The following is an 18,816-nucleotide window of genomic DNA, read 5'->3' as shown; positions in this document are numbered from 1 at the left end:
CCGTCAACCACCCAAAGAGCGCAACAAGCTGACCGAGGGTACGCCCGTAACGGGCAGGCCCTTGGCTTGCTGATACGCGGTGATGGCCGCGGTGGTGTTCTTGCCGATCACCCCATCAGCCCCTTGCGTGTCATACCCGGCAGCAGTCAGACGCCGCTGCAACTCTTTGCGATCTTCCAGCGTCAGGCCGGTTTCATCGGGCCCGAATGACGCCTGAAAGGGTGCACCACCGGCGATCCGATCGGACAGGTGCCCGACCCCGATCGCGTAGCTGTCCGAGTTGTTGTAGCGTTTGATCACCTGAAAATTGCGGAACACCGCTATGCGCGGCCCGGGTTTCTGCGGCTGCAGAATTGCAACCGGTGTGCCCGAATTTGCCGCTGCAGATCCGACCTCACCTCCCCAAGGCTGCCCTCGCACCCAACCCGCCCGTGACAGGTAGGCAGCTGTCGAAGCCAACGAGTCTGTCGGATCGTCGGACCAGATGTCGCGTCGGCCGTCTCCGGTGAAATCCACTGCGTAGGCCAGATACGAGGTCGGGATGAATTGCGTATGCCCCATGGCGCCGGCCCAGCTACCGGTCATGTTCGCCGGCGACGTGTCACCGTTCTGAAGGATCTTCAACGCCGCAATCAGCTGGCTTTCGAAGAACGCCCCGCGACGCCCGTCATAGGCCAGCGTGGAAAGGGCCGAAATCACGGGCACATCGCCCCGCCGCTGCCCATAGCGGCTTTCCAGCCCCCAGACCGCCACCACAACCTCTTTGTCCACGCCATAGCGCGACTCAATCTGCGTGAGGGTGGCGTTGTGGCGTTGCAGCATCTGCTTGCCGGTACTGATCCGCTCGTCTGACGCGGCAATGGCCAGATAGTCTTCGAGCGAGCGCTTGAATTCGACCTGGTTGCGGTCGCGTTCGATCACATCTGGCAGGTAACCGGCCCCCTGAAATGCCCGGTCGATCGTCGCTTGCGAAATACCCTGCCCTGCCGCGCGCGCCTTGAAACTTGCAACCCAAGAATCCCAGCCGGCATTGGGCACTGCCCGCATTCGCGACGCGGTTGTTCCGGTAGGCGCGGACCCGCCCGCGCAGGCGCTCAGGAAACCTGCACCGAGGCCCAGTGAGAATGTCCGTCGATTGATCATGGCTGAAATCTGCTCTTGTTTGTTGTTGGCAGCAGCGTAGCGCAGCAAATGGCTTGAGGCTAGCTTCGCAACCGCCGCCCGTTTGGATTTCACACTTTGAGCAAAGGCCCGCTCAGCTGACCAGCAAGCGCAGACCCTGGGTCACATCCGATCGCACCGCCAACCGCAAACCCGGTTCGTCCCCCGCCTTCAGAGCGGCGATGATCAGCTTGTGGTAATGCGGCGGCTCGGTCCGTCGCAGGCGGCCATAAAGAGCCCGCATGGTCGGACCAAGCTGCAGCCAGACTGTTTCGGCCATCGCAAGCATGGCCGGAGCCTGCGCCCGCAGATAAAGCGTGCGGTGAAACTCGAGGTTCGTTCGGATGTAGCCGACCGCATCGCGCTTGGTCACCATTTCGGCCACGGTCATGTTGATGCTCTGCAACCGGTCGATCAGAGCCATATGCGCCCGAGGCAGCGCACGGCTGGCCAGCTCGACCTCCAGCAGGGCCCGCAGCGCGGCCAATTCTTCGATCCGGTCGTTGCTGAGTTCGGGCGTGGAAACCCGACCCGAGTTGGACAGAAACAGCGCCCCTTCGGCGGCCAGACGGCGAACGGCTTCGCGCGCCGGCGTCATGGACACGCCGAACTCCTTGCCGATGCCGCGCAGCGTCAGCGCCTGACCGGGCGGGATTTCTCCATGCATGATTCGAGACCGCAGGGCGCGGTATACCTGATCATGGGTCGCGATCTGAGAGTCGGAGCTGCGGGTGGTCAACATCCCCTCATGTGATCACAAATCCCCGTGACGTCAACCGGCGGGCGCATCGAACCTGTAACGGTGCAGTTCGGCCCCATTGTCGCGCAGCCAGTGCCGGGCCGCTTTGTACGGCCCAAAAAGCCGCTCGACCTGCGCCCAGAACGCCGCCGAATGGTTCATCTCGGCCAGATGCGCGACCTCATGAGCCGCGACATAGTGCAGGATTTCGGGGGGCGCCAGAATCAGCCGCCACGAAAACATCAACCCTCCCGCTACACTGCACGACCCCCACCGCGACCGTGTATCGCGCATCGTCAGACTGGAGTAGCCCCGCCCCAGCATGGCCGCATAGTCGTCGCAGGCTTCGGTCAAGCGATCACGCGCCAGCTCTTTCAAAAAGCGGGCGAGGCGCCGCGCTTCGGCCCCTTCGGGCACCGCAACCTGATCGGCGTGCAAACTGACCCGGCGCCCCTCCGCCGGCACGATTCGCCTTGGCACACCTTCGACCGGCAGGGTTTCCCCGAAGCCGACCGACGCCGGAACGGGCCGCGCGCCCAGATGCTGGCGGATCCAGTCCTCCTTTGAGCGCGCAAAGCCGATCGCCTCGGATTCGGACACAGCCTGCGGATAAGTCAACGTAACCCGGCCATCCAACTGGGAAATCCGCAAGCTTATGCGGCGTGCCCGCGCCGATTTGCGCAAGGTCAGCGCAACGGGAGGCTGTCCGGGCAATGAATGTCGCCCCATGGTGCGATCTCCTTGGCGCAAAGGCTTTGACAGTACCCGCCGCATGTGGCAGGTGACCTGAATCGTTGATACGACTCACCTGATATCAAGGGGAATTGACATGCCCAAGGAAGAATGGGGCGTAAAGCGCGTTTGTCCGACCACTGGCAAACGGTTTTACGACCTGAACAAGGACCCGATCATCAGCCCCTACACCGGCGAGATCGTGGAATTGGAAACCGGCAAAAGCCGGATGATCGCAGCCGACGCCGAAGATGCAGCGTCGGTCAAGGCGCGCGAAGCCTCGTCCGATGACGAACTGCTGGACGATGATGACGCAGTCGATGTCGATCTGGACGATGATCTGCTTGAGGACGACGACGAAGACAACGTCTCGTTGGACGACATCACCGACGTCGCGTCGGAAGACGAAGACTCGTGATCCGGCCGGGGCGGCGCAGGCTGCCCCGCGCCCCGTGCGCCGCGCATCTTTTTTCACCGAATCCGATTTTTTGGTCTTGCACTCGCGCACGTCGTTTCATAAACGTCCGTCCACCGCACAGGCGGTACCGGAAAGGGGCCTTAGCTCAGTTGGGAGAGCGCTTGCATGGCATGCAAGAGGTCAGGGGTTCGACTCCCCTAGGCTCCACCAAATCCCCTTCAATCGCATCCAGATCGCCCCCCCGGGCTAAATCTGCGCCGTTCCGATGCCCGTGGTTCTTTCCAGTATGTCCACGCCCTGCTGTTTCCAGAAATGCAAAAGGTCGATGAAAATCCAGTTCTCGGCCAGTTTCTCGCCTGCGCGGCGGTAGATGTCGATAACCCGAAACTCACCGGGCGTTTGGGTCGCGGGCATGCCCATGAACCCTCCGGTCGGAACAGCCGTGAAGTTCGGCCAGCCGAAAAACCCGCCGTAGTGACCTTCGGCCAGCCGGCAGACATGTTTGGTCTTTGACCGCTCGGCGAATGCCGCGCGGAAGGGACCGGCGTGTTGCTTGCCATACCGTTCAATCGTGTAGGTGGCGCCAATTCCCTCGGGCCCCCACCAGATCATGTCGTCATGCCAGGTGCGGCTTAGCTCTTCGCTCAGGGTCAGGCCACTTTTCCACTGGCCCAGGTCGGAAATCATGGCGTTGATCAGCGCCAGAGTCTGCTCCCCTTCTTCGGCGGGTTGATCCGTGCCAAGGATACCGTCGTGTGTCTGGGGCCCGGGCTGTACAAGATGGGCTGCGGTTTGGGGCGGAAACGGGTTCTGACTAGCCTGCACCATCAGATGCGGGATATCGAAATACATCGCGGTCTCAACGATCTTGCCGTCTTGCACCTTGTTGAACTCGCAATAGCGCAGGAATGCCATTTTGCCTGTCGGTCGAATACCCAACCAGGAGTGGTCGAACAGACCCATCAGATGGCCCATGGAAACCACCCAGACCTCGCGCTCGTCGGTCAGCGAGTTGCACCCCGCGAAGAATATGTCCTGACGCCGCTGCATGCGTTTGAGGCTGGTTCGCAGCGGGCCCCAGAAGTTTTCCGCTACGTCGTGGACCCCCGAAATCTGACCGAACGGATGAAAGCCGCGCCACAGCAGATTCGGCGCACAGAATCGCCCCATGACATCTGACAGTTTGTCGTTGGTGGCCAACTGCAGGTCCTCATAGAACGCCTTCACCAGATCTTTCTCTTTTTGAAAGCTCATCTGTTTTTCATTGTTTTGCAGCATCTTGCGCCTGTTATTGCCTAGGGGTGAATCACTGATTTCCGGCATATTTGCATACGTATGCAAAAATGTCTTGCCAGAATTGGTAAGCCAAGAATACCCTTTTGCAAACGTATGCAAAACGATTCCTTCCCGGGGGGCTTCATGGCGGAAATTCAACTGCGCAATGTCGGCAAGCGATGGGGATCGTTTGTTGGGGTTCACAACTTCGATCTGACGATTGCCGATCGCGAGTTTCTGGTTCTGCTTGGCCCGTCCGGCTGCGGCAAGACCACGACAATGCGCATGATCGCGGGGCTTGAGGACGTGACCGAGGGCGACATCCTGATCGACGGCAAGGTGGTCAACGATCTTGAACCCAAGGACCGCGACGTGGCGATGGTGTTCCAGAGCTATGCCCTCTACCCCAACATGAACGTCTATGAAAACATCCGCTTCCCGCTGAAGGTCCGCGGGATCGACCCCGCGACCCATGACGAGAAGGTGCGCCGCGCCAGCGCCATGGTCGAGCTGGACGATTTTCTGCATCGCAAGCCGGCTGAACTGTCAGGCGGTCAGCGCCAGCGGGTCGCCCTGGCCCGCGCGATCGTGCGCGAACCGAACGTGTTCCTGATGGATGAGCCTCTGTCCAACCTGGATGCCAAGCTGCGTGTATCCACCCGCGCGCAGATCAAGAATCTCAGCCACGAACTGGCCGTCACCACGATCTATGTCACCCATGACCAGATCGAGGCCATGACGCTGGCCGACCGCGTGGTGGTGATGAAAAAGGGCATCGTGCAACAGGTCGGCAGCCCGACCGAGATCTACGACCGCCCGGCCAACACTTTCGTCGCCAGCTTCATCGGCTCGCCCGCCATGAACCTGATGGATGGTCACGTCGAGGGCGGCGTTTTCCGGACCAAGGGTGTCGAAATCCCGGGACTGGATGTTGCTGATGGCCCGCTGACCTTGGGGTTCCGCGCCGAGGATGCGACACTGGCCGAAGGTCAGGGCCAGATCACTGCCCCGATCTACACGCTCGAGCTGCTGGGTGACGCCACCATGATTTCGGTCCGGGTCGGCGGTGCACTGGTCTCGGTCAAAGCCGACAAAGCATTCCGCGCCGAAATAGGCGAGATGGTCTCGTTCTCAGTGCCGAAAGAAATCTGTCACCTGTTCGAAGCAGAGAGCGGTGCGCGGATCGGGGGCTGACCCCAACCAAAGCCCGAAAGGGCCAACCAACGGTCCGGACGTCGACGACGGACCGATCCTGACAGGGAGAAACGCATGAAACTCAAGACAATTCTGATGGCAGGCGCCATGACCATGGTGACCAGCACTGCATGGGCGGCGTGTTCGTTCGAGAACACCGTTCCGCTCAAATCATTGTCCGCCGGGTTCGAAGCCTGGAAGGCCGTCACCGACGCGATGGCCGAGTGCGGCAATTTCGGCGCATCGCTGGACCAGGAGTTCCGCGAGAAGCAGCCCGAAGCCTTTGCGGCGGATCCGGCTCTGTACCAGATCGGCGGCGTGTCGAATGCAACGCTGGTGCCGCTGCTGAACGCGGGCACCATTCGTCCGCTTGATGATCTGGTCGCGAAATATGGCCAGGACCTGCTGCCGAACCAGCTGATCAAGGTGGACGGCCAAACCATGGCCATCGCCATGATGGTGAACGCCCAGCACCTGATGTACCGCAGCGACGTTCTGGCCGATCTGGGGATCGACGAGCCCAAGACCTATGATGATGTTCTGGCCGCTGCAGCCAAGATCAAAGAGGCCGGCGTCATGGATTACCCCATCGGCGGCACCTTCAAGACCGGCTGGAACCTGGGTCAGGAATTCGTGAACATGTATCTGGGCGAAGGCGGTGAGTTCTTTGCTGACGGCAACATGCCTGCGATCAACAACGATCAGGGCGTGAAGGCTCTGGAGACGCTCAAGGCCATGACCGAATACATGGACCCCGAGTATCTGGTGTCGGATTCCACATACGTTCAGCAGCAGTTCCAACAAGGCAAGATCGCCATGGCCAACCTGTGGGCCAGCCGCGCGGCCGCAATGAACGATGAGGCCGAAAGCCAGGTCGTCGGCAAGGTCGTCATGGCGGCCGCTCCGATGGGCTCGGCCGCTCCGGCAACCACGATCTGGTGGGACGGTATCGTTCTTGCCTCAAACATGAGCGACGAGGAAGCCGATGCCGCATTCCGCGTGGCGCTGGAAGGCATGGACGCAGAAATGGTCGAGGCCAACAACAACGCCGCCGTCTGGCTGAACCCTGCCTACAAGCCCGGTGATCTGGCCGCAGGTGCAGCCGCTTCGGCAGAAGCCGGCGCCAAAGCCTATCCCGCATCTGGCCCGATGGGGATCATGCACACCGCGCTTGGCAATGGCCTGGCCGATTACCTGACTGGCGCCAAGGACGCACAGACCACGCTGGCAGACATCGAGGCGGACTATCTGACTGCCGCGAAAGAGGCCGGACTGGTCAACAACTGATCCTGCCGCGGGAGGGCCTCGACCCTCCCGCACCCAATCCAACGAGAACCATGAGAAAGGCAGAGCCATGAATTTCCGGACATTTGCCGCCTTTGTCGGCCCCTCTGTCTTTATGATGCTTCTCTTTATCGCTTTCCCGCTGGTCAGCGTGTTCAAGCAGAGTTTCTACGTCACCCAGCCCATCTATGAGACGGTCGAGGTCGAGACCTGCACGCCGGGCTTCCTGACCCAGACCTGCGTGACCGAGGAAAAGTCCATTCCGAGGCTGGACGAAGAGGGCGAGATCATCACGCAGACCCAGTTTGTCGGGCTGGAAAGCTATCGCAACGTGCTGGAGCCCGAACGCGCCTGGCGCGCGATCAGCGAAGGCAGCTGGAGCGTGCTGTCCACGATCAATTTCTGGAAGGCGCTGCGCTTTACGTTGACCTTTACCTTGATCACTTTGCCCTTGGTGATCGGTACCGGGCTGCTGATCGCCATCGTGATCAACAATGCTGCATCGGCAATACGTGGTCCGGTGATCTTTGTGTCGCTCCTGCCCTTCATCATCACGCCGGTCATCGGGGCCCTTTCGATCAACTGGCTGTTTCGCGGCGACGGTATCCTCACGGCCCTGCTGGAATGGTGGCTGAACCGCGACATCGCGCTGTTCGCGCAGGCCTGGACGATCGAGTTGCTGATGATGCTGTACCGCGTCTGGCATGTCGCACCTTTTGCCGCGATCGTGTTCTACGCCGGTCTTCAGACCGTGAACCAGGACAGCCTTGAAAGCGCGGTGATCGACGGCGCAAGCCGCTGGCAGCGCCTGAAATACATCGTCATCCCGCACCTGATGCCTCTGATCATCTTCGTGTCGATGATCCATCTGATGGACTCCTACCGGGTGTTCGAAGAAATCGTCGGCTTCTCAAGCCAGGGCTACGTCATCTCGCTGCAATGGCTGACCTATGACTTCCTCGTGCCGGATCAGGCGGGCAACCGTTCGATCAGTCGGGCTTCGGCCAGCGCCATGCTGACCATGGTCGGCATCGTCATCCTTCTCATCGCACCGCTGCGCCGGACATGGCGCGACCACAAAGGAGGTCACTGATATGTCCTCGCGCGCCCTTCGCCAACCGCTCGGCCTGCGCCTGTCGTCGAACCTGTTTCTGGCGTTCTGGTGCCTGGTGGCGGCCTTCCCGATCTTCTGGATCGCGGTGATGAGCTTCAAATCACCCGTGGACGCATTCGACAGCAACGCGCTGAACGTGATCTTCGGTCCAGCGACTCTTGCGACCGGGGAAGGCCTTTCCATCCTCGACATCATCCTCGGCATCGTCACCATCTGGGTCGCAGTGATTGCGACGACCAAGACACTGCCCTCGATGGTCAGGACCTACACCAAGCCGGGTCAGGCCTGGTTCGGCTGGATCATCGGCGGTTTGGCCTTGGTGATGGGTTTTCTGTTGGTGTTTTTCGTGATCTTGCCGGCCGTTCTGAACGTGTTGAACCCACTGTTCGGCCCGCTGGGGCGGGACGTGGTTGGTCTGACGACCGAGCACTACAAGACCGTCTGGATCGACCGCGGCTTTTCCAACAACTTCAAGAACTCGCTGATCGTTACCGCGGGCGTCGTGACCGTGTCGCTGACCGTGGGCACGCTGGCGGGTTATGGGCTGGCGCGGTCGGGCTCGACGCTAGCGTTCTGGATCCTGATTGTCGCGTTGGTGTTTCGCGCGCTGCCGCACTCGGTTCTGGTGGCGGGCTATCTGCCCGTCTTCATCAACTCGGCCGAATGGCTGCGCCCGATCCTGGGGGAAAACGCGCCCACGCTGTACGGCAAGCCCTTTGCCGTGATCGCGGTTCTGGTGGCGATCAACCAGCCCTTTACCATCTGGATGCTGCGGTCGTTCTTCCAAAACATCCCGGCCGAGCTGGACGAAGCCGCGCGCGTGGATGGCTGCAACCACTTCCAGGCCTTCCGTCGGGTGATCATGCCCGTGATGTGGCCGGGCGTCATCACCACCGGTCTGTTCAGCTTCCTGCTGGCCTACAACGACTTTCTGGTGACCTCGCTGCTGCTGGACGCGCAGAACCAGACCATGGTTCCGGCCATCGCCGGCATGTTCAACCGCGAAACCACCACCACCGACCAGGTCGTCGCCGTGGCCGCCGCCGTGTCGATCACCGCGCCGCTGTTCTTCCTGGTCATGATCTTCCAGCGCCAGATCGTCAGCGGCCTGACCGCCGGCGCGGTCAAAGGCTGATGAGCCGCCGGTTCCGCCATAACGCCCTGACGCGCCATCCGGCGCTGAACAGGTTGCCCAGGGATTTTCCCGGATTTGGGGGCATGTCCCCCCGATCCCCAATCCCTGACAACCTGACAAGGACAAGACGATGAAAGGTTCCCGACCTGAACAAGCGATTCTGACCCGCGACACTGACCTGACCAAGACCGAAGACACGCGCCGCGTGATCGAATCCATGGTCGACGGCCTGAATGACCACCGCATCAACGACATCGGCGAGTTCTTCGCCGAAGGATTCCGCTGGATGGGCAACCAGGGATGCGGCACGAAGAACGGTCTGCAAGAGTTTCAGGACAACTGGCAGCGCCCCTTCCAGGCCGCGTTTTCCGACAAGGTCTGCATCGACGAGGCGCGGCTTTACATGGGTGAATGGGCCGCGGCCTTCGGCCGGCAGGAGGCGACCCATTCGGGCGAATTCCTGGGCATCCCGCCCACCGGCAAGCGGGTCGAGATCCGCTACATGGATTTCTGGAAAGTGGTCGACGGCAAGATCGTCGACAACTGGGTGAACGTTGATTTCGCCCATGTCGCCGCGCAGCTGGGCGTCGACCTGTTCCAGGGCCACGGCTGGGAAGCATATGACCGGGGAGAGAAAACTCCGCCCCGCCCCGACAACTGAGGATCAAGACAATGGCAATCGAGTATCTCAAACGCGGCAAGTCCGACGCAGACCGGGCCGAGGATGACGCCAAGACCCGCGCCGTGGTCGAGGCGACCCTGAAGGATATCGAAACCCGTGGCGACACCGCGGTGCGCGAGCTGAGCGAGAAGTTCGACAACTATTCGCCCGCCTCGTTCCGCCTGTCGCAACAGGAGATCGACGACCTGATCGCACAGATGTCAGACCGCGAACTGGCCGACATCAAGTTCGCGCAGGAGCAGGTGATGAACTTTGCCCGCGCGCAACGTGCCTCGGTGACCGATATCGAGGTCGAGACCCTGCCGGGCGTGATCCTGGGCCACAAGAACATCCCCGTGCAGTCGGTGGGCTGCTATGTGCCCGGCGGCAAGTTCCCGATGGTGGCCTCGGCCCACATGTCCGTGGCCACGGCCAGCGTTGCGGGTGTGCCGCGCATCATCGCCTGCACCCCTCCGTTCCAGGGCAAGCCGAATCCGGCGGTGATCGCCGCCATGCATCTGGGCGGCGCGCATGAGATCTATGTCATGGGTGGCATCCAAGCCATCGGCGCCATGGCTCTGGGGACCGAAACGATCGACCCGGTGCACATGCTGGTCGGCCCCGGCAATGCCTTCGTGGCCGAGGCCAAGCGCCAGCTGTTCGGCCGCGTCGGCATCGACCTGTTCGCCGGCCCGACCGAGACCATGGTGATCGCCGACGAAACCGTCGACGCCGAGATCTGCGCCACTGACCTGCTGGGGCAGGCCGAACACGGCTACAACTCGCCCGCGGTTCTGGTCACCAATTCGCGCAAGCTGGCCGAGGAGACCCTGTCCGAGATTGATCGCCTGCTTGGCATCCTGCCGACGGCCGACACCGCGCGGGTCAGCTGGCAGGATTATGGCGAGGTGATCCTGTGCGACAGCTATGACGAGATGCTGCAGGTCGCCGACGAGATCGCCTCGGAGCATGTTCAGGTCATGACCGACCGCGATGATTGGTTTCTGGACAACATGACCTGCTATGGCGCGCTGTTCCTGGGGCCGCGCACCAACGTATCGAACGGTGACAAGGTGATCGGCACCAACCACACGCTGCCCACCAAGAAGGCCGGGCGTTATACCGGCGGTTTGTGGGTGGGCAAATTCCTGAAGACCCACAGCTATCAGAAGATCCTGACCGACGAGGCGGCAACCCTGATCGGCGAGTACGGCTCGCGCCTGTGTCTGCTGGAAGGGTTCGTGGGCCATGCCGAACAATGCAACGTGCGGGTGCGCCGCTATGGCGGCATCAACGTGCCCTATGGCGCACCGGCCCCATACCGGGATGCCGCCGAATGAGTGACAGGCATACGCAGCACAAAGCGCTGATCGCGCCGCTTCGGGCGGCGATGTATGATTTCGACGAATCCGCCGTGCGGGACGCACTGGCCCAGGTGACCGCGCCCGACGCCCTGTTCCGCCTGTGCCATCCCTTCGGTGACAGCACCGGCAGCGAGGCGTTCTACGATCTGGCCTACAAGGGCCTGCTGGATGCCTGGCCGGACCTAGAACGGCGCGACTATATCGTAATGGCCGGACCGGACGAGTTCGGCGCCGACTGGGTCGGCTGCGGCGGCTACTACACCGGCACTTTCACCGGTCCGTGGCTGGACATCCCGCCGACCGGTCATCAGGTCACCATGCGGTTTCACGAGTTCTACCGGTTCGAGAACGGCCGGATCGTTGAAATGCAGGCCCTGTGGGACATCCCCGAAGTGATGATGCAGGCCCGTGCCTGGCCGATGGCGCCTAGCCTGGGCCGCGAATGGCATGTGCCCGGCCCGGCCACGCAGGACGGTCTGGTGCCGGGGCCCTATGACGCCGACAAGGGCCGCGCCACCTGCCAGCACATCATCGACATGCTGGAACATCTGAAAAAGCACCCTTCGCAGGGCGGCCCCGAAGTGATGGAGATGGAGCGGTTCTGGCATCCGCGCATGAACTGGTACGGGCCTTCGGGCATCGGCACCGGGCGCGGCTATGCCGGGTTCCGCAACTGGCACCAGATCCCGTTCCTGAACGGGATGCCGGATCGCGGGCAATATGTCGATGACATCACCTATCATTTCTTCGGCGATGGCGATTACGCGGCAGTGACCGGCTGGCCCAACATGATCCAGACCGTCACCCATGACGGGTGGATGGGCATTGCGCCCTCGGGCAAGCGGATCACCATGCGCAGCCTCGATTTCTGGCGGCTGGAGAACGGACGGATCCGCGAAAACTGGGTTCTGGTCGATCTTCTGGACGCCTATGCGCAGCTTGGCGTTGACGTTTTTGCCCGCCTGCGGGAATTCAACAAGGCCCGGAACCTGGGCCGCATTGGAACCCCGGATGGAATGAGCTGATGACCCAACTGCCCCGCACCCCTTCGTTCTCGCTGAGCGGCAAGACCGCATTGGTCACCGGCGCATCTTCCGGCATCGGATTGGGTTGCGCTGTCGCCCTGGCTGAGGCCGGGGCGCATGTGGTCTGCGCCGCGCGCGGGGCCGAGCGGCTGAACGAAGCGGTGTCCGCCCTGCAGGCGCAGGGCTGGTCGGCCGAGGGGCGGGTGCTGGATCAGGGCGACCTGACCGCTTTGCAGGCGCTGTTCGACGCGCAAGCCTTTGACGTGGTGGTGAACTCGGCCGGGACCGCGCGGCACGGGCCAGCGGTCGAAACCACGCCCGAGGATTTCGACGCGGTCACGAGTGTCAACCTGCGCTCGGCCTATTTCCTGTCGGCCTACGCGGCCAAGGCGCTGATGGCGGCCGGGCGTCCCGGTTCGATCATCCACATTTCCAGCCAGATGGGCCATGTCGGCGGCATCGACAGGGCGCTGTATTGTGCGACCAAGCACGGGCTGGAAGGCATGGTCAAGGCGATGGCGATCGAATGGGGCAAGCAGGGCGTGCGCATCAACACGGTCTGCCCGACCTTCATCCGAACCCCGCTGACGCAATCGACCTTCGACAACCCCGAACGCGCGGCCTGGATCATGGACAAGATCAAGCTGAACCGCGTGGGCGAGGTCGAGGACATCATGGGCGCGGTTCTCTATCTTGCCTCCGAAGCCTCGGGGCTGGTCACCGGCACGTCGATGCTGATCGACGGCGGATGGACGGCGGACTGATGGCGGACAAGGTCACATCGCTTCAGGTTGCGCAACTGGCCGGCGTCAGCCAGTCGGCGGTCAGCCGGGTGTTCACGCCCGGCGCTTCGGTCAGCAAGAAGACCGAGGAAAAGGTGCGCAAGGCGGCGGCCGAACTGGGCTATCGTCCCAACGTGCTGGCGCGGGCGATGGTGTCGGGCAAAAGCCGGATCATCGGCCTGGTTGTCGGCTACCTGGACAACTACTTCTATCCCGAGGCGTTGGAGAAACTGTCCAACCGCCTGCAGGAGCATGGCTATCACGTGCTGATCTTCATGGCCTCGCGCTCGGCCGGAAATATCGACGACGTGATGGAGGAAATCCTCGACTATCAAGTGGACGGGGTCATTCTGGCCTCGGTGCCGATGTCGTCGGACATCGCCACGCGCTGCCAGCAGGCGGGCGTTCCGGTGGTGCTGTTCAACCGCAGTCAGGATATCGAGGGCATTACCACAGTAACCTCGGACAACTATGCCGGCGGCCGCAAGGTAGCCGAGTTTTTGCTGGCGGGCGGGCACCAGCGCATCGGCTACATCGCAGGCTGGCAGGGCGCCTCGACCCAGCGCGACCGCGAGGCTGGTTTCCTTGCCGCACTGCACGATGCCGGAAGCGATCTTTTTGCACATGGGATCGGCGAGTTTCACACCGAAAATGCCCGTGCGGCGGCCCGAACCATGTTCGACGTGGCACCGGAGCGCCGACCTGACGCGGTTTTCGTCGCCAACGATCACATGGCTTTGGCGGTCATGGATGTTCTACGCTTTGAGCTGGGCCTGCGCATCCCCGAAGATGTCTCGGTCGTGGGGTATGACGATGTGCCCCCTGCCGGATGGCCCGCATACAATCTGACGACGATTCGGCAGCGGGCGAACCTGATGGTCGCGGAAACGGTTGCCGCGCTGCTGGATCACATCGAAGAGCCCAAGACTTCTGAACCCCGCAAGGTGGCAATTGACGGACCGCTGATCGTACGAACCTCGGCCCGGTTGCCCAAGGGATGGAACCCGAAAAGGACTAACACATGAAGGGATTTGACCCCAAATTCCGGGATTTTCCCGACTATATCATCGGCATCACCAAGGAAATCTGGGAAGATCGCGGGATCGCCACGCTGCATGAATATTACAGCGACGACATCGTTGTCCGTTCACCGGGTTCGGTCGTGCTGGGCAATCAAAACGTCATTGGCGCGACGATGGCGACCCTCGCCGAGTTTCCCGACCGGCAGCTTCTGGGCGAAGACGTGATCTGGTCGGGCACGCCCGAAGAGGGGATGCTGAGTTCCCACCGCATTATCTCGACCGCCACGCACCTTGCCGAAGGTGTCTATGGCAAACCAACCGGAACCAAGCTGCGGTACCGGATTCTGGCCGATTGCCATGCGGTCGACAATCAGATCAACGATGAATGGCTGATCCGCGATCAGGGGGCTATCGTGCGCCAGATGGGCTGGGACCCCAAGGAATACGCAGCCGATCTGATCGCTCGCGAGGGCGGGCCGGAAAACTGCGTGAAACCTCTGGCGCCCGAGATCGACCAGCCCGGCCCTTACAAGGGTCGAGGCAACGACAATGAATGGGGCCAGCGCTATGCCGATATTCTGACCCGGATCATGAACGCCGACATGGGCGCGATCGGGGCTGAATACGACCGTGCGGTGCAGTCGGAATATGTCGGCGGGGTCACCGGACACGGTTGGGACCCGGTCGACCGGTTCTGGATGGGATTGCGGGCCAGCTTCCCCAACGCCGAGTTCCGCATCGAGCACCAGATCGGCCGCGACGATCCCAACATGCCACCCCGTGCCGCACTGCGCTGGAGCCTGTGGGGCAAGCATGACGGCTGGGGGGTGTTTGGAGCCCCCACCGGAGCGCAGGTCTATGTTCTGGGCATCAGCCATGCCGAATTCGGTGAACTGATCAGTGGCCAGCCCAAGCTGCGCCGCGAATACACCCTGTTTGATGAAACCTCGGTCTGGAAGCAGATCCTTCTGCAGGGCACAGAGGTCTGAATGCTCGCTCCGGTCGAATATCGTGTTCTGGCCTGTGGCCTGCGCGAGACCGGTGCAAGCCGGCGCTTTCACCTATTCCGGCAAAGCCTTCGAGCGCGCCGCCTGAATTTGCGGCCTCCGGGAACGTGATCGAGCATCTGCCGACCATTCCCTCAAACGCATAATCCGGAACCAGTACCATGACACAATCAACCATCGCATCACGCATCGTCCGTTATGGAGAGCTCAAGCCGTGCAAGACGGCCTTCATTGATGCCCACACGCCGGGCAGCGATCAGAAAGAGAACTTTACCATCATCGGCGGCGGTGTTTCGGAGTCGCCGGATCAGCACGTTCATATTACCGACAAGATCGGCTTCAATATCGGGGCCGCCGGCCAGCCGCCCAAATGCCGCAACTCGCTGCACAGCCATACGACGGCCGAGGTCTTTTTTGTCGCCAAGGGCCGCTGGCGGTTTTTCTGGGGTCGCTACGGCACGGCGGGCGAGTTCATTGCCGAGGAAGGTGACATCTTCAACATTCCTACCGGCATTTTCCGCGGGTTCGAGAACGTGGGCGACGACTACGGGATGATCATGTCCATTCTGGGCGGTGACGATGCCGGCGGCGGCGTAACCTGGGCACCTCAGGTCATTGAAGACGCCCGGGCGCATGGGTTGATGCTGGGTGACAACGGCGTGCTCTACGATAGCAAGAAGGGCCAGGACCTCCCGCACAACGTCCGGCCCATGCCCCTGCTGACCGAGGAGCAGCTGAAATCCTATCCCGAAGTGCCGGTCGAGGCCGTGATCGGCAAATACGTGGCCCGCTACTGGGACCTGATGGCGCTGGCGGCCGACAAACCCGCCAAGGTGATCGGTGAAAACGGTCTGATCAAGGACAAGCCCGGCTTTGAGGTCGACTTCCTGACCCGTGGCTCTGGTGTTCAAGACCCCACCAAATCGGCCAAGCCCGTCGTGCTGATGCCGGCAAGCGGCCATTGGCGGGTCACCGTCGAGGATGTCGAAACCACGATTTCGGGCGGGGATACTGTGCTGGTGCTGCCCGGCGAAGCCTATACCATCACTCCATCCATGACCGGAACGGCCGGGTTGTACCGCATCACCGCGACCGACGATCCTGCTGGCGCAACCTGGACCGGCAACTGATCAAGAAAGGACCCCGCATGACAAAGATACTTACCACCCATGTGGGGTCTCTGCCCCGATCCCAGGAAGTTGTCGACTTCATCTTTACGCGCGAGCGGCACGAGCCCTATGACGCCGATGCGTTCGACAGTTGCATGACCAAGGCCGTGTCTGAAACGGTTCGGCGTCAGGTCGAGGCCGGTGTGGACATCGTCAGCGACGGAGAGACCTCAAAAATCTCGTACGCGACATACGTAAAGGACCGCTACACAGGTTTCTCGGGGGACAGTCCACGGAATGCCCCCGCGGACCTGAAGATGTTTCCCAGTTTTTTGCAACGTCTTGCCAACGAAGGGGGCACACCCCAATACGCCCGGCCGCAATGCACGGGCGACGTTCGCTCGAAAGGCCAGGACGAACTGAACAAGGATATCCGCAATCTCAAGCAGGCAATGGCTGAGCACGGAGTCGATCGTGGCTTCATGAACGCCGCCTCGCCCGGGGTGATTTCTCTGTTTCTGCAGAACGCCCACTACCCCAGCCGTGAAGCCTATTTGGCCGCGCTCGCGGATGCGATGAAGCAGGAATATGAAACGATCGTCGCAGCGGGACTGGATCTTCAGTTGGACTGCCCCGATCTGGCCCTTTCCCGGCACATGCTGTTCGCTGACCTTTCCGATGCCGAATTCATCGCGATCGCCGAGATGCATGTCGAAGCCCTGAACCACGCGCTGCAGAATGTCCCGCAGGATCGGGTCCGGGTGCATATCTGCTGGGGGAACTACGAAGGCCCGCATTGCTGCGACATTGCGATGGATCAGGTGTTCACGACCCTGATGGAAACCAAATCCCGCTATGTTCTGTTCGAAACGTCGAACCCGCGCCACGCCCATGAGTGGACCGTCTTCCGGGATCGCAAGAGCGAAATCCCGGACGACAAGATCCTTGTGCCCGGCGTCGTAGACACGACAACGAATTTCATCGAACACCCCGAGCTGGTGCGGCAACGCATCGACCGGTTCACCAACATCGTCGGGCCGGATCGGGTCATCGCCGGGAGTGACTGCGGGTTTGGCACTTTTGCCGGCTTCGGTGCGGTCGACCCCGACATCGCCTATGCCAAACTGGCCTCCCTGGCCGAAGGTGCCAGATTGGCATCGGCATGACGCCCCTGGTTCTTCTTCCCGGAATGATGTGCGATGCCCGACTGTTCGGGCCGCAAATCGAAGCCCTGTCCGGACGGGTGCCGTTGATGACCCACCCGCTGAGCGCCCAGGACAGCGTCGAGGCAATGGCTGCCGATGTACTGAGCCACGCGCCGCCGATGTTTGCCCTTGCGGGACTTTCCATGGGCGGGATCGTTGCCATGGAGGTCCTGCGCCAAGCGCCAGAACGTGTTGAACGGCTGGCACTCCTGGACACGAACCCGCTGGCCGAAGCAGACGAGGTCAAAACCCGGCGCGGTCCGCAAATGGAGGCCGTGCGCCAAGGTGGACTGCGGCAGGTCATGCGTGACGAGTTGAAGCCGAACTATCTGGCCGATGGCCCTCGGCAGGGCGCAATTTTGGACCTGTGTATGGCCATGGCAACCGATCTGGGCCCCGAGGTTTTTCTTCGCCAGTCCATCGCGCTCATGGGCCGCCCGGATCAAACGGACACCTTGTCCGCTTATCAAGGTCCAAGCCTCGTTCTATGCGGCGAGGATGACAGACTATGTCCGTTGGAGCGGCACGAACTAATGCACAAGCTTCTCGGAAACAGCACGCTGGAGGTCGTAATCGGTGCGGGGCACCTACCCACCCTCGAGCGACCCCAGGAAACCACAGCGGCGTTGCGCCGTTGGTTGGAGGTTCCATGACACCGTCCCTACTTGCCTTGCTGCGCAAGGTCGACACACCCACAGTCTGCAACGCCATCGAGATGGCCCAAGGCAAGCGCGGGTTTGATCAGTTCACGCGTGGCACGATGTTCTGCTCGGCCCCGTCCGAGGGCGCAATCGTCGGATTTGCCCGTACGGCCAAGATCGCTGCGGTGCAACCGCCCTCCGAAGCGCCGGAAGTCATCAGGCAGCGGCGAATGGACTATTACAGATATATGGCCGAGGCGCCGACGCCCTCAGCTGCAGTGGTTGAGGATGTCGATTTTCCCTCCTGCATCGGCGCCTATTGGGGCGAAATCAATACGTCCGTGCACAAAGGGTTCGGAATGGCCGGCGCGCTCACCAACGGGGTCATGCGGGACCTTGGTGACATGCCGCAAGGATTCCCGGTCATCGCCGGTTCTATCGGACCCAGCCATGGTTTCGTTCACGTCCGAGAAATCGACACGCCTGTTTCGATCTTCGGCCTGACAGTCAATCCATCGGATCTCATCCATGCGGACCGGCATGGTGCTGTTGTCGTGCCCGCCGATCTGATCGATCAGCTCGAACACGCCATTCTGAAACTCTTTGAAACCGAACGAATAATTCTGAGCGCTGCTTCTGAACCCGGCTTCTGCTACGAGAAGTTTGAAGTCGCTTGGGCCGCATTTGAAAAAGCGCGCGTTTAAGGGTGCACTTAGTCTGACCGATCGCTGACCTGGGTCAGCGGTTGGTTGGTCGGTCGTAGCCTAAGTCTTGGGAACTTCGCCTAAGTCTTGGGAACTTCGATTGCGCATATTGCGCGTTTCATTTCTTTAGTTAGTCGGCGATTGTTGGGTTGGTGCCAAGTGTGCGGTGGAGAACGAGCAAAGCCGCCCTTGGGCGGCTCGTTCGGTGTTTTGATTTTGTGGATTTGGTTGCGGGAGCAGGATT

Annotated in this window: 19 protein-coding genes and 1 tRNA gene; 16 read left to right on the top strand and 4 right to left on the bottom strand. The window is 61.5% G+C overall.

Annotation, left to right across the window (positions count from 1 at the left end; genetic code table 11):
- Window positions 1–3: 3 nt before the first annotated feature.
- The 3 genes from ACR0BA_RS16885 to ACR0BA_RS16875 all read right to left on the bottom strand — a co-directional run bounded on the left by ACR0BA_RS16885 (window position 4) and on the right by ACR0BA_RS16875 (window position 2,629).
- The gene (locus tag ACR0BA_RS16885) at window positions 4–1,143 is read right to left on the bottom strand and encodes a lytic murein transglycosylase (RefSeq protein ID WP_170361404.1); all 1,140 of its coding nucleotides are present in this window, start codon (window positions 1,141–1,143) and stop codon (window positions 4–6) included.
- Between the two features lie 112 nt (window positions 1,144–1,255).
- On the bottom strand, window positions 1,256–1,903 hold the full coding sequence (locus ACR0BA_RS16880) for a GntR family transcriptional regulator (RefSeq protein WP_093965127.1): 648 nt from the start codon (window positions 1,901–1,903) through the stop codon (window positions 1,256–1,258).
- 30 nt (window positions 1,904–1,933) lie between these two features.
- Window positions 1,934–2,629 carry a M48 family metallopeptidase gene (locus ACR0BA_RS16875; protein WP_254437155.1) on the bottom strand — a complete coding sequence of 232 codons (696 nt, stop codon included), beginning with the start codon at window positions 2,627–2,629 and terminating at the stop codon, window positions 1,934–1,936.
- Between the two features lie 100 nt (window positions 2,630–2,729).
- Here ACR0BA_RS16875 and ACR0BA_RS16870 point away from each other — a divergent pair, with 100 nt between their 5' ends.
- Entirely contained in the window at window positions 2,730–3,050 is a 321-nt protein-coding gene (locus tag ACR0BA_RS16870; protein WP_170342794.1) for a TIGR02300 family protein, read from the top strand.
- 134 nt (window positions 3,051–3,184) lie between these two features.
- Window positions 3,185–3,260, top strand: a tRNA-Ala gene (locus ACR0BA_RS16865).
- Window positions 3,261–3,296: 36 nt separating this feature from the next.
- Here ACR0BA_RS16865 and ACR0BA_RS16860 read toward each other — a convergent pair.
- Window positions 3,297–4,304 carry an ester cyclase gene (locus ACR0BA_RS16860; RefSeq protein WP_480729106.1) on the bottom strand — a complete coding sequence of 336 codons (1,008 nt, stop codon included), beginning with the start codon at window positions 4,302–4,304 and terminating at the stop codon, window positions 3,297–3,299.
- Window positions 4,305–4,469: 165 nt separating this feature from the next.
- Here ACR0BA_RS16860 and ACR0BA_RS16855 point away from each other — a divergent pair, with 165 nt between their 5' ends.
- The 14 genes from ACR0BA_RS16855 to ACR0BA_RS16790 all read left to right on the top strand — a co-directional run bounded on the left by ACR0BA_RS16855 (window position 4,470) and on the right by ACR0BA_RS16790 (window position 18,572).
- Entirely contained in the window at window positions 4,470–5,519 is a 1,050-nt protein-coding gene (locus tag ACR0BA_RS16855; RefSeq protein WP_170445776.1) for an ABC transporter ATP-binding protein, read from the top strand.
- Window positions 5,520–5,594: 75 nt separating this feature from the next.
- A complete protein-coding gene (locus ACR0BA_RS16850; RefSeq protein ID WP_170361384.1) occupies window positions 5,595–6,806 on the top strand; it encodes an ABC transporter substrate-binding protein in 1,212 nt (403 codons plus the stop codon).
- Window positions 6,807–6,873: 67 nt separating this feature from the next.
- Window positions 6,874–7,896, top strand: coding sequence for a carbohydrate ABC transporter permease (locus ACR0BA_RS16845; RefSeq protein WP_170366152.1), 1,023 nt, complete (start codon window positions 6,874–6,876; stop codon window positions 7,894–7,896).
- A gap of 1 nt (window position 7,897) precedes the next feature.
- Window positions 7,898–9,052 (top strand): carbohydrate ABC transporter permease, encoded by a 1,155-nt coding sequence (locus tag ACR0BA_RS16840; RefSeq protein ID WP_170361381.1) that lies wholly within the window; start codon window positions 7,898–7,900, stop codon window positions 9,050–9,052.
- A gap of 130 nt (window positions 9,053–9,182) precedes the next feature.
- Entirely contained in the window at window positions 9,183–9,713 is a 531-nt protein-coding gene (locus ACR0BA_RS16835) for an ester cyclase (RefSeq protein WP_480729103.1), read from the top strand.
- An 11-nt stretch (window positions 9,714–9,724) separates the two neighbouring features.
- A complete protein-coding gene (hisD, locus tag ACR0BA_RS16830) occupies window positions 9,725–11,053 on the top strand; it encodes a histidinol dehydrogenase (protein WP_480729101.1) in 1,329 nt (442 codons plus the stop codon).
- On the top strand, window positions 11,050–12,102 hold the full coding sequence (locus ACR0BA_RS16825) for an ester cyclase (RefSeq protein ID WP_480729099.1): 1,053 nt from the start codon (window positions 11,050–11,052) through the stop codon (window positions 12,100–12,102). The genes hisD and ACR0BA_RS16825 overlap by 4 nt, the downstream gene beginning before the upstream one ends.
- Window positions 12,102–12,866, top strand: coding sequence for an SDR family NAD(P)-dependent oxidoreductase (locus tag ACR0BA_RS16820; protein WP_480729098.1), 765 nt, complete (start codon window positions 12,102–12,104; stop codon window positions 12,864–12,866). Before ACR0BA_RS16825 ends, ACR0BA_RS16820 begins: the two co-directional genes overlap by 1 nt.
- Window positions 12,866–13,909 (top strand): LacI family DNA-binding transcriptional regulator, encoded by a 1,044-nt coding sequence (locus ACR0BA_RS16815; protein ID WP_480729096.1) that lies wholly within the window; start codon window positions 12,866–12,868, stop codon window positions 13,907–13,909. Before ACR0BA_RS16820 ends, ACR0BA_RS16815 begins: the two co-directional genes overlap by 1 nt.
- Window positions 13,906–14,895, top strand: a complete 990-nt coding sequence (locus ACR0BA_RS16810) for a nuclear transport factor 2 family protein (RefSeq protein ID WP_480729094.1) — start codon at window positions 13,906–13,908, stop codon at window positions 14,893–14,895. The genes ACR0BA_RS16815 and ACR0BA_RS16810 overlap by 4 nt, the downstream gene beginning before the upstream one ends.
- Window positions 14,896–15,074: 179 nt before the next feature.
- Complete coding sequence (locus tag ACR0BA_RS16805; RefSeq protein ID WP_170439777.1) at window positions 15,075–16,043, top strand: cupin domain-containing protein; 969 nt, start codon at window positions 15,075–15,077, stop codon at window positions 16,041–16,043.
- Between the two features lie 17 nt (window positions 16,044–16,060).
- The gene (locus tag ACR0BA_RS16800) at window positions 16,061–17,188 is read left to right on the top strand and encodes a cobalamin-independent methionine synthase II family protein (protein ID WP_480729092.1); all 1,128 of its coding nucleotides are present in this window, start codon (window positions 16,061–16,063) and stop codon (window positions 17,186–17,188) included.
- Window positions 17,185–17,880 carry an alpha/beta fold hydrolase gene (locus tag ACR0BA_RS16795; RefSeq protein ID WP_222458544.1) on the top strand — a complete coding sequence of 232 codons (696 nt, stop codon included), beginning with the start codon at window positions 17,185–17,187 and terminating at the stop codon, window positions 17,878–17,880. The genes ACR0BA_RS16800 and ACR0BA_RS16795 overlap by 4 nt, the downstream gene beginning before the upstream one ends.
- On the top strand, window positions 17,877–18,572 hold the full coding sequence (locus ACR0BA_RS16790; RefSeq protein ID WP_222458545.1) for an RraA family protein: 696 nt from the start codon (window positions 17,877–17,879) through the stop codon (window positions 18,570–18,572). Before ACR0BA_RS16795 ends, ACR0BA_RS16790 begins: the two co-directional genes overlap by 4 nt.
- The last annotated feature ends 244 nt before the right edge of the window (window positions 18,573–18,816 follow it).

It is taken from the genome of Ruegeria sp. CI5 (genome assembly GCF_056536885.1).
The sequence above is the reverse complement of the archived record's forward strand: the minus strand, read 5'-3'. Positions and strand labels throughout refer to the sequence as shown.

Bases quoted from the DNA above. Each gene is read 5' to 3' on its own strand.
- ACR0BA_RS16815 (WP_480729096.1), top strand. From the start codon at position 12,866: ATGGCGGACAAGGTCACATCGCTTCAGGTTGCGCAACTGGCCGGCGTC.
- hisD (WP_480729101.1), top strand. From the start codon at position 9,725: ATGGCAATCGAGTATCTCAAACGCGGCAAGTCCGACGCAGACCGGGCC.
- ACR0BA_RS16810 (WP_480729094.1), top strand. From the start codon at position 13,906: ATGAAGGGATTTGACCCCAAATTCCGGGATTTTCCCGACTATATCATC.
- ACR0BA_RS16870 (WP_170342794.1), top strand. From the start codon at position 2,730: ATGCCCAAGGAAGAATGGGGCGTAAAGCGCGTTTGTCCGACCACTGGC.
- ACR0BA_RS16790 (WP_222458545.1), top strand. From the start codon at position 17,877: ATGACACCGTCCCTACTTGCCTTGCTGCGCAAGGTCGACACACCCACA.
- ACR0BA_RS16885 (WP_170361404.1), bottom strand. From the start codon at position 1,143: ATGATCAATCGACGGACATTCTCACTGGGCCTCGGTGCAGGTTTCCTG.
- ACR0BA_RS16845 (WP_170366152.1), top strand. From the start codon at position 6,874: ATGAATTTCCGGACATTTGCCGCCTTTGTCGGCCCCTCTGTCTTTATG.
- ACR0BA_RS16855 (WP_170445776.1), top strand. From the start codon at position 4,470: ATGGCGGAAATTCAACTGCGCAATGTCGGCAAGCGATGGGGATCGTTT.
- ACR0BA_RS16800 (WP_480729092.1), top strand. From the start codon at position 16,061: ATGACAAAGATACTTACCACCCATGTGGGGTCTCTGCCCCGATCCCAG.
- ACR0BA_RS16805 (WP_170439777.1), top strand. From the start codon at position 15,075: ATGACACAATCAACCATCGCATCACGCATCGTCCGTTATGGAGAGCTC.
- ACR0BA_RS16850 (WP_170361384.1), top strand. From the start codon at position 5,595: ATGAAACTCAAGACAATTCTGATGGCAGGCGCCATGACCATGGTGACC.
- ACR0BA_RS16875 (WP_254437155.1), bottom strand. From the start codon at position 2,629: ATGGGGCGACATTCATTGCCCGGACAGCCTCCCGTTGCGCTGACCTTG.
- ACR0BA_RS16820 (WP_480729098.1), top strand. From the start codon at position 12,102: ATGACCCAACTGCCCCGCACCCCTTCGTTCTCGCTGAGCGGCAAGACC.
- ACR0BA_RS16860 (WP_480729106.1), bottom strand. From the start codon at position 4,304: ATGAGCTTTCAAAAAGAGAAAGATCTGGTGAAGGCGTTCTATGAGGAC.
- ACR0BA_RS16835 (WP_480729103.1), top strand. From the start codon at position 9,183: ATGAAAGGTTCCCGACCTGAACAAGCGATTCTGACCCGCGACACTGAC.
- ACR0BA_RS16840 (WP_170361381.1), top strand. From the start codon at position 7,898: ATGTCCTCGCGCGCCCTTCGCCAACCGCTCGGCCTGCGCCTGTCGTCG.
- ACR0BA_RS16880 (WP_093965127.1), bottom strand. From the start codon at position 1,903: ATGTTGACCACCCGCAGCTCCGACTCTCAGATCGCGACCCATGATCAG.
- ACR0BA_RS16825 (WP_480729099.1), top strand. From the start codon at position 11,050: ATGAGTGACAGGCATACGCAGCACAAAGCGCTGATCGCGCCGCTTCGG.
- ACR0BA_RS16795 (WP_222458544.1), top strand. From the start codon at position 17,185: ATGACGCCCCTGGTTCTTCTTCCCGGAATGATGTGCGATGCCCGACTG.